The organism is Streptomyces coelicoflavus (assembly GCF_003112555.1).
GTDB lineage: Bacteria > Actinomycetota > Actinomycetes > Streptomycetales > Streptomycetaceae > Streptomyces > Streptomyces coelicoflavus.
This window is the reverse complement of record NZ_BEWB01000015.1, coordinates 1-14,451: the sequence shown is the minus strand read 5'-3', so window position 1 is coordinate 14,451 and position 14,451 is coordinate 1. Positions and strand designations below refer to the sequence as shown.

At 70.1% G+C, this 14,451-nt stretch carries 9 protein-coding genes, 1 pseudogene and 1 CRISPR repeat array; of the genes and pseudogenes, 7 read left to right on the top strand and 3 right to left on the bottom strand.

Going from position 1 to position 14,451, the window contains the following annotated elements; translation table 11 throughout:
* Positions 1–191: 191 nt before the first annotated feature.
* Complete coding sequence (locus tag Sco07f_RS32110; RefSeq protein ID WP_108989892.1) at positions 192–3,122, bottom strand: CRISPR-associated helicase/endonuclease Cas3; 2,931 nt, start codon at positions 3,120–3,122, stop codon at positions 192–194.
* 139 nt (positions 3,123–3,261) lie between these two features.
* A CRISPR array of direct repeats spans positions 3,262–5,119; the repeat unit is 28 nt; unit sequence GTCGTCCCCGCACCCGCGGGGGTAGCTC.
* Between the two features lie 302 nt (positions 5,120–5,421).
* Between Sco07f_RS32110 and Sco07f_RS32105 the strand changes: the two genes are divergently transcribed.
* The gene (locus Sco07f_RS32105) at positions 5,422–6,009 is read left to right on the top strand and encodes a hypothetical protein (RefSeq protein WP_244942176.1); all 588 of its coding nucleotides are present in this window, start codon (positions 5,422–5,424) and stop codon (positions 6,007–6,009) included.
* Positions 6,010–6,091: 82 nt separating this feature from the next.
* On the opposite strand, the gene Sco07f_RS32100 is transcribed toward Sco07f_RS32105, so the two are convergent.
* Positions 6,092–6,661 carry a hypothetical protein gene (locus tag Sco07f_RS32100; RefSeq protein WP_108989891.1) on the bottom strand — a complete coding sequence of 190 codons (570 nt, stop codon included), beginning with the start codon at positions 6,659–6,661 and terminating at the stop codon, positions 6,092–6,094.
* A gap of 29 nt (positions 6,662–6,690) precedes the next feature.
* A complete protein-coding gene (locus Sco07f_RS32095; RefSeq protein ID WP_108989991.1) occupies positions 6,691–7,734 on the bottom strand; it encodes a C40 family peptidase in 1,044 nt (347 codons plus the stop codon).
* 303 nt (positions 7,735–8,037) lie between these two features.
* Here Sco07f_RS32095 and Sco07f_RS32090 point away from each other — a divergent pair, with 303 nt between their 5' ends.
* The 6 genes and pseudogenes from Sco07f_RS32090 to Sco07f_RS32065 form a co-directional block, all read left to right on the top strand.
* On the top strand, positions 8,038–9,006 hold the full coding sequence (locus tag Sco07f_RS32090) for a hypothetical protein (protein WP_108989890.1): 969 nt from the start codon (positions 8,038–8,040) through the stop codon (positions 9,004–9,006).
* 47 nt (positions 9,007–9,053) lie between these two features.
* Positions 9,054–9,383, top strand: a complete 330-nt coding sequence (locus Sco07f_RS32085; protein ID WP_108989889.1) for a hypothetical protein — start codon at positions 9,054–9,056, stop codon at positions 9,381–9,383.
* 208 nt (positions 9,384–9,591) lie between these two features.
* Complete coding sequence (locus tag Sco07f_RS32080) at positions 9,592–10,164, top strand: hypothetical protein (protein ID WP_244942175.1); 573 nt, start codon at positions 9,592–9,594, stop codon at positions 10,162–10,164.
* Between the two features lie 109 nt (positions 10,165–10,273).
* Positions 10,274–12,118, top strand: a complete 1,845-nt coding sequence (locus Sco07f_RS32075; RefSeq protein WP_159106998.1) for a TrbL/VirB6 family protein — start codon at positions 10,274–10,276, stop codon at positions 12,116–12,118.
* Between the two features lie 3 nt (positions 12,119–12,121).
* The gene (locus Sco07f_RS32070) at positions 12,122–13,681 is read left to right on the top strand and encodes an SCO6880 family protein (RefSeq protein WP_108989887.1); all 1,560 of its coding nucleotides are present in this window, start codon (positions 12,122–12,124) and stop codon (positions 13,679–13,681) included.
* A pseudogene (locus tag Sco07f_RS32065) lies at positions 13,681–14,451 on the top strand (type VI secretion protein); the annotation flags it as partial. The gene Sco07f_RS32070 and the pseudogene Sco07f_RS32065, both read left to right, overlap by 1 nt.

Sequence of the window (14,451 nt, the reverse complement as noted above, 5' to 3'; positions counted from 1 at the left end):
ACGGACGAATGTGGCACCATGGGTCGGCCAGGACGCCGTAGCTCCGGCGACGAGCAGGTACCCTGCGCACGGTCGTGGAGCCGGAGCCCTCCCCGGAAGCGGGGGTGTTCCCGCTTAGTGTTTCGGTCAGCATGAGAAGCCGTCCCCGCATGTGCGGGGTAAGGCGGTTCTGGCCCGGCTCCACGGCCGATTCATCTCGCCTCCCGCTTGACGACCAGCCCGAGCACGTCGTCGTAGGACACTCGGTTCGCACCCAGCAGCCTGCTCTGGCCCTCATCCAGTACGAGCGCTCTGCGGTAACGGAGCCAGGGCCGGTCGGCCCACCCCGAAAGTGGGGTCAGCTCGGTCTGAGCGGCATCCGTCAGAGTTGGGGGCAGGCGGACGAGACCACCCAGCAGACGGTCGGTCGCCTCGTCGTCGTCAACCTCACCGTGCACACCAAGCCAGGTTCCGTCGACGGCCCGATAGCCCCCGGAGGCCCGCCGGATGACGACCACTTCGACCGACGGGTCACCGTCACGGACGACGGCGTCCAGCTGCTCCTCGGAGGCGGCCCGACTGCCTGCGTAGTGAAGTCCTTCCAAGGTGGTGAAGGCCCACTCCCGCCGCCGGCACAGCAAGTACTGCTCGGCGTTGTTCTCCCGCTGCCGTTCCTTCGCCTGACACCGCTCCCACGCGCCGGCCTCGTGCCAGCCTGCCGGGCAGAGCCCGGTGTCCCCGTAGGCTCGCGCCACCAGACCTGGCACGTCATCAGGAATACTCCACCCGGCCGCTTCCCCCTTGCCCGCATCCGCGGCGGCAAAAGTGCCCGCAGCCTCCGACACCAAGGCCACTGCTCGCAGTAGCGACCACTCGCCGTAGATGTGCTTGGAGGCAGGCAGAAACTGCGGTGCCCCGTCCGGTCCCTGTGCCACGCCGGTGACCAGCACCTTTGGTGCTTGGTGTGCAGTCGGACGCCGGGTACCGCTGTGCCGGTGCAGCCGACCGATGCGCTGCAGGAGGAGGTCGGTGGGGGCCAAGTCGGTGATCAGCACGTCGGCGTCCACGTCGAAGGACTGCTCGGCCAGCTGAGTGGCGATCACCACCATGCGCTCGGGCCGTTCCTCACCTGCCTCCGGCCCCATCAGGTGCAGGCACTCCGCCGTCCGAACCGCTCGGTGGGCAGCACACAGCCGGGCGTGCAGCAGGTGGAGAGCACCGTCGAATCCTCCGTCTCGCAGATCGCGGTAGATCGCCTGGGCCCGGTCGACCTGGTTGACCACCACAAGAACAACCCCTCCACCAACGGTGGCGTCCCGTACGGCCGCGGCGACCCGCGCCCCGCCGGGGTCTGTGTCCGGCAGCCAGCCCAGCCGTACGGGCACCGACTCCCGCCAGGACTTCACTGCCTCTGCGGACGTCTCGGTGACAGCCCGGCCGTTGACGCCGAAGGCCACCGTGACGCACGGGTACCCGGCCGGCGCCGGCACGGGCTTGCGCACGTCCGCCGTGCCGAGCGCGCCGGAGAGATAGGCGTCGACGAACCGCTGCCGCTGAGCGGGCGGCAGCGTCGCGGACAGCAACACCACGGGTGTCCCCGCCTGCCCCAGCCAGCGCAACGCCTCGACAAGGAACTGCCGCATGTAGACATCTGCGGCGTGCACCTCGTCCACCACGACGACCTTCCCGGCCAGCCCGGCAAACCGGAGCATGACGTGCTTGGTGCGGGTGGCCGCGTGCAGAAGATGGTCGACCGTGCCGACCGCGAACGCGGTGAGCAGGCCACGCTTGTCTCCCAGGAACCAGTACGCCGGACCGTCCGTCGCGGGGTCGACGGCTCGCTCCGTCGCAGGCTGAGCGGGTGCCATGTCGTAATCGGCATCCTCGTCGATCGCACCGAAGTCGTCGTCGGCCATGCCTGCAGCCCTGTGGTGGTCGCCGTCCCCACAGCCGTCATCGTCCGGGCGCGGGTTCCCATCCCAGATGGCCCGCCACCAGGCGTTGAACCGACGGCGGCCATGCAGTAGCGCGACCTGCGGTTCGAGTTCCGGGTCGAAGGTGCGCACCCACCTCAGCACTTGCTCGTACATCGGGTCACTCGTCGCCTGGGTCGGCATCGCGACGAACACGCCGTCCAGACCGAATCTCGCCGCAAGGACCTCGGCGGCCGCGAGGGCAGCCTTCGTCTTGCCCTCGCCCATCGGGGCCTCGACCACCAACAGTCCGGGAGACGGCATCGACCACGCCCGCTCCACCAGTTCGCGCTGCGACGCCCGCGGCTGCACGCCCAGCCTGTGGGTCAGTGGGGCCAGGGGGTCCTCCGGCAGTGGGAGATCCCGCCAGCCGCCGCGGAGACGCAGCCGTTCCCAGGCCGCCTCCGCACGGTGTCGTGCACCGGCGAAGGAGATCTGGTCGGCGTCCGCCAGGCCCGGGAACTGGCTGCTGTCGCTTGCGATCCAGTCCGCCATCACGATCAGACCCGACAACGCCAGTTGCTCCGCCTTCCGCAGGGACTGCACCGGCCGGACATCCGCAAGATCCTCGAACCCGACCGCGCGCGTGAAGACGTCCACGACGCCCCGCTGGACCTCTTCCCACGCGGCTCCCTCCCCCTGGGCACCCCGTGGCGGCCTGAGCGCAGCGATCGAGGGGAAGGCCCCGTGGTGCCCGGCGACCAGCGGCCAAACCCACCCGGCAGCCTCCTCACCGCCCCATTCGGCAACAAGCCGCGGCATGAGCAACACGGCTCCAGCGACGTCATGACGCCACCGCTTCTGCCGGCCCCCCGGCAACCGCCCCAACGACAGCCCCGCCGCCAGCACCGGCGCGGCCTCGGCCGCGTCCATGGCCTGGAATGCCGGGCACGCCTTGCCACAGTCGTGGATCCCACACACCCACATGAACCACACCCGGCCCCGGCCACCGCTGACCTCGTCCAACCGCCGTCGGAACGCGGCCGACACGTACCAGTCCCACATGACTCCGGCCACAGCGGCTGTGTCCAGCAGATGTCCCAGCAGCAGGTGTGTTCGGCCGTCGTTGCGTGCAGCCGACTTCCCCCACAGCCGCGACACGCGCGCAACGTCCTCGTCTGCCAGGCCCATCGACCGCATCAACTCGACGACCGACCGCTCATCCTCCACACCCGCCCCCTGAAGACTCGGCTGCTCGCAGCCAGTTGGTGCCGGCACTGTAAGCGGAGCCACTGACAATGCTCTCCGAAGCCCAAACGATGTGAAGGAAAACAGGTACCCTCGCCCACATCTCCGCAGCTCACAAAGTGTCGTCCCCGCACCCGCGGGGGTAGCTCCGCGTTCCGCGGGTGAGACCGGTTTCCCGGACAGTCGTCCCCGCACCCGCGGGGGTAGCTCCCCGGAGCCGCCGGAGCTGACGTACGGCACTTTGTCGTCCCCGCACCCGCGGGGGTAGCTCGGCGGCATGGTCACCGCCGGCGTCGGAGGCCCAGTCGTCCCCGCACCCGCGGGGGTAGCTCTGGCGGGGTATGTAGCAGACCGCTGGCACAAGAGTCGTCCCCGCACCCGCGGGGGTAGCTCGCTGGACGCGGGCGAGTACGACGGCGGCGGCATGTCGTCCCCGCACCCGCGGGGGTAGCTCGCCTCCCGGACCGCCGTACCCCCGCCGTCGCGCGTCGTCCCCGCACCCGCGGGGGTAGCTCCAGATCCCCCACACCTATGCATCACGACCAACCGTCGTCCCCGCACCCGCGGGGGTAGCTCCCAGGGCACGGTCCGACACCTGGACCAGGTGCCGTCGTCCCCGCACCCGCGGGGGTAGCTCCTGCCGAGGAGCATGCCGCCCGACCCGGTTCCGGTCGTCCCCGCACCCGCGGGGGTAGCTCCTTCACCGACGACCTTGCCCGTCCGGCCGGATAGTCGTCCCCGCACCCGCGGGGGTAGCTCCGGGGTGTTTCGAAGTGATCCGAGAGCAATCCGGTCGTCCCCGCACCCGCGGGGGTAGCTCGGCCGGACGCCCGGGCCGGCCGCCGATCGACTGGTCGTCCCCGCACCCGCGGGGGTAGCTCGGCTTTTCCCATGGCCTCGACGACCTCGGCGACGTCGTCCCCGCACCCGCGGGGGTAGCTCGCTCACGAAGCTACTGGAAACCTACTGGACGCAGTCGTCCCCGCACCCGCGGGGGTAGCTCCGGGGCCGCCTGCGCCGTGACCGGTCACGGGCCGTCGTCCCCGCACCCGCGGGGGTAGCTCCCGGCAGCCCGCGTTGTCGTGCTGGTGGATGTGGTCGTCCCCGCACCCGCGGGGGTAGCTCGAGATCTCGAGTGCGCCGGACACCATGGCGCCCGTCGTCCCCGCACCCGCGGGGGTAGCTCCGGTCTCGACACCGGCGTGTACGTGGAGGACTAGTCGTCCCCGCACCCGCGGGGGTAGCTCCGCGGCCGTGGTCCGCACGCAGGAGTACGACGCGTCGTCCCCGCACCCGCGGGGGTAGCTCGCAGCAGGTCGTCGCGGCCCGCCCGTTCGTCACGTCGTCCCCGCACCCGCGGGGGTAGCTCGCGTCGACGGAGGGCGGATGGATGGCCGAGCGAGTCGTCCCCGCACCCGCGGGGGTAGCTCCCAGCGCATGTCGACCTTCGGCGGTCTCCTGCGGTCGTCCCCGCACCCGCGGGGGTAGCTCTTGCAGGACCGGGTTGCCGGTGGCGTCGACCAGGTCGTCCCCGCACCCGCGGGGGTAGCTCGGCCACCTGGATGTCCGCCGCGGTCGTCTCGGGGTCGTCCCCGCACCCGCGGGGGTAGCTCCAACGGGCCGCTCCCGGCACTGGGGAAGATCGCGTCGTCCCCGCACCCGCGGGGGTAGCTCCCTGATCTTCGGGCCGGGCGCGCACGGCGACGGGTCGTCCCCGCACCCGCGGGGGTAGCTCCGCGCTGTCCAAGCAGATGGCCGGCGCCCTGACGTTGTCCCCGCACCCGCGGGGGTAGCTCCTGCACCCCGGCCCGCCCGTTCGACGTGGCCTTGTCGTCCCCGCACCCGCGGGGGTAGCTCCCGCGAGTCGTCCAACCTGGGCGGCTTCGTCGAGTCGTCCCCGCACCCGCGGGGGTAGCTCCAGGATCACCGCGTCGCCCACGAACGACGCGAGGTCGTCCCCGCACCCGCGGGGGTAGCTCGAGGAGTTGGCCAAGGTCCTGGAGGTGCACCGCGTCGTCCCCGCACCCGCGGGGTAGCTCGTCGGGGAGGCGGTAGACCGGGGCGGTGTAGGTCGTCGTCCCCGCACACGCCGGGGAAAGCTCCCCGTTCTTCGCCGGGGGCTGGGCGGCGCGGTTGTCGTCCCCGCACCCGCAGGGGTAGTCCCGGCCTACAGCTCCGGATTTCTGCACCCCCTAGATTGATCACGATCTCAGCACCTTACTTTCACAAATCCCCCACATGGGCGCATGATTCTCCCTACACGCCAGCCACAGGGGGACCAGTGACCGACAGCCTGCCGCCGATGCCCGACCATCAGCCCCAACCCACAACCCTGGCCCTGGACAGTCCGACGTCGACCAGAAGACCCCGGAACTGGGTGGTCATTGGCGCGGCAGCGGCTGTCATCGCCGCAATCATCGGCACGGGCATCGTCGTCGTCCAAGCCGTAAACAACGACGACAGCAACAAGCCCGCCGCGGCCGCCACCGAATCCAGCGCCCCCGCCGACCCGGCCACAACCGTCGACGACGTACCAGTACCCGACCCCGAGCCCGTCTTCGCGGAACCCGCCGTCGGTGACTTCACCATCGAGCTCCGCACCACCAGTCGGCAGTGCTTCGGATCGGCGGGGTGCAGCGTCACCGTGGAACCCGAACTGTCCTACGTGGGCATAAGTGATGACCTGGACCCGGACGCCGTGTACGAGATCACCTACGAGATCAAGGGTGACGAGTCCGGGCCCATCCTTGAGACGGCCGAACTCTCGGACCAGACGACTCTGAACTACACGGAGACGAGCCTCTCCACGAAGTCGGCGGGCACGAAGGTCTCCGTGAAAATCACCGACATTGTGACGACGGGCCTGTAGGAGAGAGGCAGGGTACGGCCAGCCTGGCCCCCATCCTGCTTCGGTTCTTGGCCCCGGGGGCTCGTGGTGTCCTCGAGGCGGATTACACGTTGTGCAACTGCCCAGGTGGGGTTGCGGCGGACGAAGGAAGAGGCGCCGCAAGGTGGTACAGCTGACCCCGGATGTGATGAACCAGCGGGGAGTCGGGACCGTGGATGTCGGTGGCGACGGTCAGCAGGGCGGCGCTCAGGCGCTGTCGGTCCGTCTCGGTCGGCACGGCCCGCCACAGGCTGTAGGCGCGGCGGGTGGCTGCCTGGACGTCGGGGTGTCCCGGACCCTGGACAGTGACGCGCAGCTGTGCGGCGTGCAGGTACCAGGACAGGCCCGACGTGTGGTCGCCGGCGAGGGCGGCGAGGTAGCCGCGTACTTCGCGGACCTGGACCGTGTGCAGGTGGAGTTCGCCGTACTCGGAGGTGGTGTCCCGGTCGAGCCGGGCGGCAAGAGCGGCGGCGTCCGGCAGGTGACCGGTCCCGGCGGTCTCGGCGATCACGGTGAGTCGGGCACGCAGGGTCTCGGCGGCGAGACCGGACGGGACCGCGGCGGTGCCGGGCTCGGGCGTGCGCCAGAACTCCGGCGTCACCGTTCCCCAGGGATGATAGAGGGGCTCGGGCATGGTCGGACTCTCCTGCTGTGGTTCGGCATTCACCAGTCCACCACTCGGCGGACCTCGGTGATGCGGGTCAGATGACTGGTGCTGTTGCGCCAGCTTTCGTACGTGACGATGCGGGTCCTCAGCCCGGTACGCGGCGCTTCGACGATCAGGCCCTGGCCGATGTACATGCCGACGTGTCCGGGACGGGCGTCCGAACCGGCGGACCCCGGGTTGAACACCAGATCGCCCGGCTTGGGCGTGTCGATTCCGACCCTGGTGCCGACGGCGACCTGGTCGTATGTGGCCCGCGGGATGTTCACCCCGGCCGCCCGGTAGGCCTGATGCACCAAGGAGGAGCAGTCGCACCAGCGGGCCGGGTTGTCGCCCAGTGCGTCGGTGCAGTCGCCGCCCAATCGGTACCGGCCCCCTCGCTGCTTCAGCGCCCACGAAACGGCCACGCGCACCCTTTTCGGTGTTCCCTCGGACAGTTCGTACCCGGTGGGCAGAGTGCCGTCCTTGCTCGGCGTCGGCGCGGCGAAGTCGGCCGACATCCGCATGATGTTCTGTACGTAGTGATAGGTCTGGCCGCCGGCGAACGAGGGCGGCGGTACCCCCTGGTACTGGTCGACCCGACCCCAGCCGGCGTTGTATCCGGCGAGGGCGAGTTCGATCGGGGAGCCGTTGTAGCGAGGGTGTGCCTTGCCCTTCTTCAGCAGGGAGCACATCATCCGGCCCTGGGCCGGGATGGCGTCCTCCGGGTCCCAGATGTCCTTGTGGCCGTCCCCGTTGCCGTCCACGCCCCAGGTGATCCAGGTGCCGGGCATGAACTGCGCGATGCCCTTCGCGCCGGCCGTGCTGGGGCCCGCCTCGGGATCGAAGCCCGATTCCTGCTTGATCTGGGCGGCCAGTACCGCAGGGGACAGGCCTGCGGCGCAGTCGGCGGCTGCTTGGAGGATGAGCGGCGCGTACTGGGCGGGCACCCAGCCCCTGCCGATCCGCAGCCCCCAGAGCGGGTTGCCGACCCTGCCGTCGCCTTCCTCATCAAAGGTGGAGATCAGCAGAACCACGCCCAAACCGAGCGCGAGTGGGGTCATGACGAGTCCCAGGCCGAGGGCCAACAGGCCCCGCCCGACCGCATTGCCCCTCACTCGAGCACCTCTTGACTGGCTCGCAGATTTGCTCACTCAAATTCGAAATACTGGCTCCGGGACGGAGGTCAACGGCGGAATCGTAGCGTGACGGCCCATAACGTTGCGCAATCTCGCCACATGAAGGTGATGCTTTGATCTGCCTTTCTGGGAGGGGCCGTTGTCCGTGTAAGGTTCGCTTCTCGGCTGATGGTTGGAGCGGTCGCGTGGGCTATTAGCTAACGCAACTCTCGTTGGAGAGGGTGGGGGATGCTGCGCAAACGGACCGACGCCGTCCCGGAGCTGCCCATGGGCGCGCGATTGACGGTGCCGGTGATGGCCGCCACCGGGGGCAGCGGACGTACCACGGTCGCGAGGCTCCTCGGCGCCGGGCTGGCCTCGAGCGGCTCTACGGTGGTGCTGGATCTCGGGCCTCGACTGTCTTCCCCCTGGCCCGCTCTGCTCGACGAGCAGAAGACCGGCGGGCTGGCCGCGCTGCCGCCGGACCAGCCTCTCACCCGGTCCGCCGTTCAACAGGCGTGCGTCGTTCAGCACGGCCGCGCCGTCGGTGGCTCGAACGCGGGCGGTGCCACATGGCACCTCCTGTCCGACGGACAGGAGTGGCACACACGGCCCTTGAACCTGCCCGAGGATCCCGCTGCCTGGTACCAACTGGCGGCGATCGGTGGCTGGCAGGCCGTGGTCGCGGACACCGTCCATCCGCTCGCCCACGACCTCCTGGCCGCTCGCTGCGCCGGGAAGATTGGCCGGACGCGCGGCTGGTACGACCTGCCGTTCGCCGTGCCAGTTCTGTGCGCGGCCGCCACTGCCCAGGGCATGCGATGCCTGCAGCAGGCGGTTATGGTCCTGCATGCCGAGGGCCTGCCGCTCCGGCGTACCGTCGTCGCCCTGGTCGCGACCGGCGACGGTCGCCTGCCGGTGGCCGTGCGGGCCGGGGCGACCATGCTCGCGTCCCGTACTGCCGCGGTGGTGCAGGTGCCTCACGATCCGCACGTCCACGCCCACTCCCTGGCCGCCACCCGCCTGCGCTCGTGCACCCGGCAGGCCGGCGCACAGCTCGCTGGGGCCGTCCTGACCGCGGCGCATACGGCCTGGGGCCGTCCGCTGCCGGGCGCTCCACACCCTGCCCCTGTCGCTCCCGTCCGACTGCCCGCTCCCGCTGTGGCCATTGCCGCTGCCCTTGAGGCCCCTGCCCCACTGCGGGCTCCGGCACCGTGACGGCCCCGTCACGCCCGCAGTCACCACTCCTTGACGAGGTATCGGATATGAGTCAGCTCCTGGCCACTGTGCACACCATGGCCGCCGACCCGCATGTGCGTCTCCTCGCCGACGCCGTCCCCGACGTCACCCCGCAGATGCCCAAGGACGTCGACAAGCCGGTCCAGTCCCTCCTGAACTGGACCGCCGGGCTGGGCCTTGCCGCAGCCGTCCTCGGTGGCCTGCTCGGCTGGGCCGCGGTCGCTGTCGGACACAACAGCGAGCGGGCCGCCCTAGCCGCGCGCGGCAAGCAGGCCATCCTGTGGAGCCTGTTCGGGGCCGGCGGTATCGGCGTGACCGCCGCGCTGGTGACCACCTTCTACAACATGGGCAAGTGAGGGCCGGCCGGTGAGCGATCGCAAAACCCGCAAGGCCCGGATCACGCTCGCTGGGCTCGGCCTCCTGGTCTTCGGAGTGCTGGCCGGGGGAGGCGTGACCGCCGTTACCGTGCTTGGAAGGAGCGACGACTCACGTCCCGGCACGGCTTCGCCCTCGGCTTCGGCCGCGGCCGGACCGTCGTCGACCGCTCACAGCCGACAGGCGGAGATGACTCCGGACCAGGCCCGCAAACTCGTACTCGAGAAGCCGACCGGCCAGGTGGACGGGCTGTCCACCGGCTTCTCCGACGGGCCGGTCGGAGCGATCTCCACCGCCGTGCACTTCTGGGAGGAGTACGCCTTCCTCGACGACAGGAAGGCTCGTCAGCAGCTCGAGGCGATCGTCTCACCGGACACCGCGGGATACGTCGACGAGCAAGTCTCCGAGGTACGCAAGCTGCGCGGGAACGCCGGCCTTCCACCGTCCGGTGGCACGCCGGCCGGGATCACCTTCAGTACCACGGTCAACGCCGTCCGGGCCACCTCCCTGACCGGTACCGAGGGCAAGGTCGTGCAGGTCTGGATGAACTACGACCGGTACGCCACACAGGCCGACGGCAGTCCGGACGACGAACCGCTCAAGGGCGAGGCCACCGACCTGCTGCTGAAGTGGCAGGGCGGCGCCTGGAAGATCACGAACGAGCCCGAGTACCGGGAGAAGCGCTCCTTTCCCCGCGCTTACTTTCCCGACTCCCACGTCTCCTGGGCAGACGGCTGGCAGCAGGTGAGGCATGCGGATTGAGCGGCTCGCCCGTCTCGTCGTTCGTCCCATTCTCCTGCTGGCCGTCCTGCTGACCTGCTTCGGTACAGGCACAGGTGCAGGGATCGATGGTCCGGGCACCGGCGGAAGCGTGCGTACTGCTCCGGTGGCCCTGGCTGCGGACGACCCGAAGTACCACCTCGACTTCGGCCCCGACAGTGGCAAGCAGTGCCCCGTCGAATGGAGCGGCGGCGCACCCTGCGGCATCGACAAGCAGGGCGACTACTGCCTCTACGACCAGATCAACGACGACCGCCTCTGCCGCCTGCCGGAGACCGGCGATCTGCCGGGTGCCGTCGGACTGTGCGAGGGCGCCGGCGGCGAGAAGTCCCCGGAGTGCAGCGACGGAGAATGGAAGGCGATCGAGAAGAAGAAGCTGGAGGAGTGGCGCCGGACCAACCTCGGCCTTGTGCAGAAGGGCGAACTCGACCAGTCCGATTTCGACAAGAGGTTCACGCTCCTCGAGAAGTGCGTCGAGAAGGGGTCGTCGCTCGTCTTCTGCAAGGAGACGGCCTACAAGAAGTACGGGCCTCCGGGCGGGCAGGGCCTCGGCGACTGGGTCGGCGAGAAGGTCTCCGAGATGGCCCGGGACGCTCTGGAAGAGGCGGCGCAGTACATCGGCAACGCGGTGGTGTGGCTGCTCGAGCAGTTCGCGGACGTCTTCAACGACGCCTCTGGCGTGGACCTCGACGACACCGGCGTCAAGGAACCGATGGGCGTCGCCACATCGCTGTCCGCGGCCCTGGCCGTGTTCCTCCTACTGCTGCAGTTCGGGAAGATGTCCGTCAGCCACCGCGGGGAACACGCGGCGACGGCTGTCTTCGGCCTGGCGAAGTGGGCGCTGATCACCGCGGCGTACTGGACGGTCACCACGACAGCGCTGGAGCTGTCCGACGCGATCTCCACCTGGATCATCGACTACTCGTTCGACGGCGGTGGGGGCGCCGGCGCGGACGAGGCCATGAAGGCACAGTTCGGCAAGTTGTTCGGCGGCCTGATCACCGGGGGCGGAGGCACCGCCACTGCGGGTGGGGCGCTGGTCACCGGTCAGGGCGTCACTGCGGCTGCCGTCGCCGTGGTCATCGTCATCGGCATCGTGTGCATCCTGGCCATCGGCGCGCTGTGGATCGAGGTGATCCTGCGGCAGGCCGGAATCATGATCCTGGTCGCCACCATGCCGATCGTGCTGGTCGGGCAGATGTCTGACGCCACCAAGGACTGGTGGCCCAAGGCCCGGGACGCGCTGCTGGCGCTCATCCTCATGAAGCCGATGATCGTGTTCTGTTTCTCGATCGGTTTCTTCGCCATCGCCGAGGGCGAGGGCATGCAGAACGTCGTCGTGGGCCTGGTCATCTTCCTGATGGCCTGCTTCTGCTGGCCCGTCCTGGCGAAGTTCATGACCTTCTCGACCCTCGGCTCCGGAGCAGCGGCGGCGGGCGGGCTGATCAGTTCGCTGGGTTCGTCGGCGGCGTCGACGGGCGGCGGCTACCGACCCGAACTCGGCGGCGCGGGTGCCGTCGGCGGGGGCCCCGCTTATACCCGTGCCCTGGAGCGCGACAACACCTGGACCCAGGCTAGTGGCTCCAATGCCCAGGGTGGTGGGGGGTTTTGGACCAACGAGTCGCTCAAGGCCCGTATGAAGGGGCCCGGGGGCCGCCTCGGTGCCCGGGTGGCCGGACCGCTTGGCCTGGGGCTTCAGGTGCTTTCCGTGGGCAAGGACACCCTCGAGTCCGGGATGGCCAACACCGCCGCGCACGCCGGGCTCGACTCCGCGTCCCCCGGCGGCCGTCACGTGGTCGTTCCGCCGCGCGGTCCGGACGCGGCGAACCTTCCCCCGGCCGCTCAGCCACCCCAGGAACATGCGCAGCGGCCGGACACCGCACCGGTGATCACCGGCCCGCCCAACACCGACGTCCCGTCACCGAGGAAGGCGTAGCCGATGCCCGGCTCTGGTTCCCGTACCGGCTTCGGATCCGGTGCGCTCCCCGTCACCTACGGAGGCTGGCAGTCCGAGCGCAGCGGCTTCATGGGACGGCTCTCCGGAGCCGGCTTCGCGCTGGTCGTGGGCGGGTGTGTGCTGATACTCACCCCAATCAATCTGGGAAGTTGGACGGCTGCGTTCGTGTGCCTGCCACCTGCCGCCGTGCTGTTCGTACTCGCCTTCGGGAGAGTGCTGGGGTTGAGCGCGGAGGAATGGATCGGTCTCGCAGTAAGGCATCAGATCAACGTGGCCACCAGGCGCAACATCTTCCAGTCCGGGGCATTCGCCCCCCGCTCGAGGGCGACAGGGCGGCAACCGACCGACCTGCCGGGTGTGCTGTCCCGGCTCCGTTTCCTGGAGGCCCCTGACGGTCTCGGCGGCGACCTGGGCGTTTCCCACGACCCGGTGGCGAACACCTACACGGCTGTGGCCCGCATTACCTTTCCAGGCCTGGCCCTCGTCGATAGCGACCGGCAGACCACCCGGGTCGCGGCCTGGGCGGGTTTCCTGCGCGGCTTCTGTACCGAGGACTCGCCGATCGTCCGGATCGCGGTGCACCAGCGGTGCCTGCCCGACGACGGTGCGGCCCTGCGCTCCTGGACCGGCCGGCATCTGGCGGCGGACGCACCCGAGGAGGCCGTCGCCGCGCTCACGGAGTTGATGGAGGGAGCAGGCCCGGCTGCCACGACCCGCGAGACCTATCTGTCGGTCACCCTGTCCGCTGCCAGGGCCCGAACGGCCGTCAAGGGCGCCGGCGGCGGGCAGGCCGGGGCGGCCGCGGTCCTGGTGCGCGAGCTGCACGCGATGTACGGCTCCCTGTCGTCGGCGAGCCTGCAGATCGTCGAGTGGCTCGCCCCGCGCGCACTGGCCCAGGTAGTGCGTACTGCGTACGACCCGGAGGCGCAGTTGATGCTTGCCACCCGCAACGCCGCCGCCCAGGCGCCCGACTGGCAGGGTCTGGAGCCGGGGGTGATCCCCGAACTGGCGGGCCCGGCGTACGCCGAGACCGACTGGGGCACCTACCGTCACGACGGTGCGTGGACCGTCTCGTACCAGATCCGCACCTGGCCGCAGTCGGACGTGTACGCCACCTTCCTGCAGCCGTTGCTCAGGCCCCGGCAGAACGCCCGCCGCAGCCTGAGCATCGTCTACGAACCGATCGGGCCGCGCCGGGCCCGGCAGGACCTCGCCCGTGAGAAGGCCAAACGGGAGTCCGCCCGCAAACTGCGTGCCAAGACCGGCCGCGACGAGTCCGCCGACGAGCTGCTCGAGGCCCAGAAGGCCAGGGCCCAGGACGTCGCACGCGCCGCGGGCCAGGGCGTGGTGCGGCTGATCGCGGTGCTCGCCGTCACCGTCACCGACCCGGGCGAACTGGAAACCGCCTGCGCCGAACTCCAGGCGGACGCAGCCGCCTCCGGACTGGAGCTGCGCCGCATGTGGGGCGCCCAGGACGCCGGCTTCGCGGCTGCTGCGCTGCCGTTGGGACAGGGGCTGCCGGACCGGAGGATCGGATTCTGATGCCATTGCCCTCGTTGCTGTCCTCTTTGTCCGGGTCCTTCAAGCGCCGCGAAGCCGGCGACACCTTGCTGAAAGAGTCCGCGTTCGGCGAGGGCACGGGTCTTGACCGGCGTCCTGCACAGGCGCCGCCGGCCGAGCCGAGCGTCCGTGACCAACGGCGCGCGAGGCTGCTGGAGGACCCCGGCACGGCCATGCGGGTCGCGCCCAGGAAGGGCTGGGCGCAGCCGTACGCGGGGCGTGCCGCCTCGCTGCCCCGCGTCGAGGCAGTCCGGGCCGATACCGCCAACGCAGCCGGTGCCTACCCCTTCCTGCACGCCGCCTCCCTGCCGCCCGTCGGTGCGTACATCGGGCAGAACACCCTGACCACTGAGGCTTTCAGCGCACACCCCGCGGTGTGGGTGAAGGAAGGGCTGTGCACCAACCCGAACGTGATGATCACCGGTATCCCGGGCAGCGGGAAAAGCGCGCACGTCAAGGCGCTGTGCTTCCGGCTGATGGCGTTCGGCCACCGGACTCTGATCGCGGGCGATGTGAAGGGCGAATATGCCGCCCTGTGCCGTCACCTCGGGGTGGAACCGGTCCGGCTCGGCCCTGGCCTGCACGGCCGCGTCAACCCGCTCGACGCCGGGCCGCTCGGCCAGGGTCTAGACGCGATCAGGGACCCGGGCGAGCTGAACAACCGGCTCAGGGAGATCCACCGCAGACGGCTGACCCTGCTCAAGGCCCTGCTGGAACTGCAGTCGCGCCGCACTCTGCTGCCGCAGGAAGAG